Annotated in this window: 2 protein-coding genes; both read right to left on the minus strand. The window is 45.9% G+C overall.

From position 1 onward, the window contains the following. Positions 1 to 1430: GDSL-type esterase/lipase family protein (locus VIN08_RS02245; protein WP_331959570.1), on the minus strand; the 1430-nt coding region annotated here is incomplete at its 3' end. Positions 1431 to 1566: 136 nt separating this feature from the next. Further along, positions 1567 to 2968, minus strand: a 1402-nt coding sequence (locus VIN08_RS02250; protein WP_331959573.1) for a RagB/SusD family nutrient uptake outer membrane protein, incomplete at its 5' end; no start/stop codon positions are given.

Below are 2968 nucleotides of genomic sequence, written 5' to 3' on the forward strand. Positions count from 1 at the left end.
TGCAAACACCACGCGGGTGAATTTTGAAATGTTACACCTTCCAGCAACACGCGCTTGCAGCGAACGATGCTCACCATGTTAGGACGCAAAAATTCTTTTATAGCTTCTGCTTTTTGCAGATCATATCCTTCGGCTATTACACCGGGGCGTTTCTCTTTCGAGCCTTGCAACGCCCGGGCTGTAGGATACCACGTATCTTTTGCATCGTTCAGTACACCACCGGAGTTTATCAGTTGATTCCATTCGGGCGGAGTAAGCTTACTTTTCTTTACCGGTCGCCAGGCTTCACCGGCACCATCCAGTATACCTTCTCCCGTAATCGCTATATTCTCAGCATCCGTAGCATATATAGGTGAATGCGCACGGATGGCATCGAGTCCTTCCCAATTTGTTTTTACCAGCGGATAATCATCTGCATTGCTGCTGAACTGCAGCACAGCACCTTTTGTTAAATGAAGATTTACCTGGCTCTTCAATGCCAGCGGCCCTGTAATCCAAAGCCCTGCAGGAATTACAACGGTACCCCCACCGGCCGCGGAGCAGGCATCGATAGCACCTTGTATAGCTTGTGTATTCAAGGTAACACCATCGGCTTTGGCATGATACTTTTCGATGTTGAAGGTATCTTTACGGAAAGATACTTCCATCACCTTCGGCAATTCATATATATACTTGTTGCCAACGGGCAATGTCTTCAGTTCTCTGGCAAAGTCAAGATTTAATGCACGAATACCTTCTGCTACCAGCGATGCTATTACCGATGCACCATATACGGTAAAGTGTGTATTATCTTCTTTACCATCCGGGTAATGCGGCCATACATTTTTATCGAGGTTCAAAAACATTTTCTTCGACTCCTCCACACCATGCTGCACAATTACATCTTTACTCTTCGCGTGCAGATCGAGCACGGGCACTTTCATTTCTTTGCCCACTTCTTTTACCACACTTGGGTAATCGCCATGCTGATCGACAAAATTTCCTTTATCATCAAACTTCCTGCGCATTACCGGTGTGATCAATAAGGGGCGCGCACCTTTTAATTGTATCTCCTGTATATAGCGCACCAGGTTTTTACGATAATCTGTTTTGGCAGGAGCATAACGGGTTGTATCTGATTCTTTGGAATCGTTATGACCGAATTGAATAAATACCCAGTCGCCCGGCTGGAGTTGCTCATATACTTTACTCCAATGGCCGAGTGTACGAAAGCTTTTTGTACTTCTGCCATTCACGGCATGGTTCTGTACCTCCAGATTTATATACTGCGGAAAGATCATTCCCCAGCCTGTTTCCGGTGCTACATCAACCGGCTTGTTAGCCATCGTGGAGTCTCCTATCAGAAAGATCCGCGGTTTCTTTTCTGCCATAAATGCAAACAGCACTATCGCAGCAGACAAGAACAGGAACTTTACAAACACCTTCTTCATTTTCGCACCGTGGGTTTATAAATATAGTTTAGTCACTTATAGTATATATATACTGTTTTGTTTCGAAAGAGAAATCCCGCCAGGCCGGCAGACCTGCGCGGGAAATCCTCCATCTTAACCCAAAACAATCTGTTTGCTATTGATAGCCTTCATTTTGTGTAAACTCTGTTTTGTTCGTTACCGCATCGATCTGCTTTTGCGGTATAGGACGATTGATGTGATACGGTTTAATATAGGGCGCTGCTGTAGGATTATGCAGCGACACACGTTCAACCAGTTTACCGGTACGCTTCAGATCGAACCAGCGAAGTTGCTCTCCGGCAAATTCGCGCGCACGTTCATCCAGAAAGAAATCGATCGAAAGATCACCTTCTGCTACTTCCATATCGGCTGCTTTACCCGGCAGCGCTGCGCGTGTACGCACTACGTTAACAAGATCTTTTGCTGTAGATAAATTACCGAGATTAAATTCTGCTTCAGCAGCAATGAGGTACATCTCTGCCAGGCGTATCACAAAAGCATCGCGTGCACTTTGCACTTCTGCTACGGTAGGGCGGGTAGGATCGAGAAATTTACTCAAGGGTAAATACAAGGCATTACCGGCTATAGTACCATCCGCCTTATACATTTTACTCTGATCAACGATCAGGTATTTTTTCGCTGCATCTACATTATCGGGTATTTCATACTTGGTAGCAAATATAGCGGTATCACCAGCGGCCAGTGTTACGGCTACATCGGCACCGGCAACCTTCTTGGTATATTTACCGGCCGAGTTACATTTCCACACCGTCTGGAATGATCCGGTATAGCGGGCATCTTTGGTTTCATCAAACAGGTCCAGCAAAAATTTAGTCGGCATATAGCGGGCAAAGGGTCGGCCATTCGGTATATCGCGCACCATACCAATTGCTCCGGCAGCAGGGCGCTCGTACGTCATCTGAAACATCATGTGTCCGTTGTTCCCTCCGCGCGGGTGGCCATACGGATTCGTGGTTGTATTCAGCAGATCGCTCGAGGTAAGATCAGCAGCATAGTTAACCGACCATACGATCTCCTTATTCTTGAGATTGCTCATCAGCCACAGATCAGAGTATTTCACTACCAGCGTAAATCCATAGTCGCTGATAACTTTCTTCGCCAGTGCAGAGGCTTCGGCATTGTTACCGCGGGTCAAATGCATGCGCGCCAGAAATGCTTCGGCAGCAGGCTTGGTTACACGACCAAAATCAGTTGTAGTAGCAGGGAGATTGTTTACAGCAAAATCAAGATCGCTGAAGATCTGGTCATAGAATTTATCGACCGATGTGCGATTGGCCGTAGTCTGCACCGTAGTGGTTTCATCAATGGTAAAATGTACTCCGCCCCATGTTTCCACAATATGCCAGTAATAGAAAGCACGTAAAAATTTCAATTCTGCTTCACGTGTCTTTTGTAACTCGGCTGATAAACCTGACTCGGCTATATGCAGTATACCTGTATTGCAAAGATTAATGGTGGCATAGAATCGTTCCCATAAACGTTCCAGAAATACTTCA

The sequence above is a fragment of the Ohtaekwangia sp. genome (genome assembly GCF_036568665.1).
GTDB lineage: Bacteria > Bacteroidota > Bacteroidia > Cytophagales > Cyclobacteriaceae > Ohtaekwangia.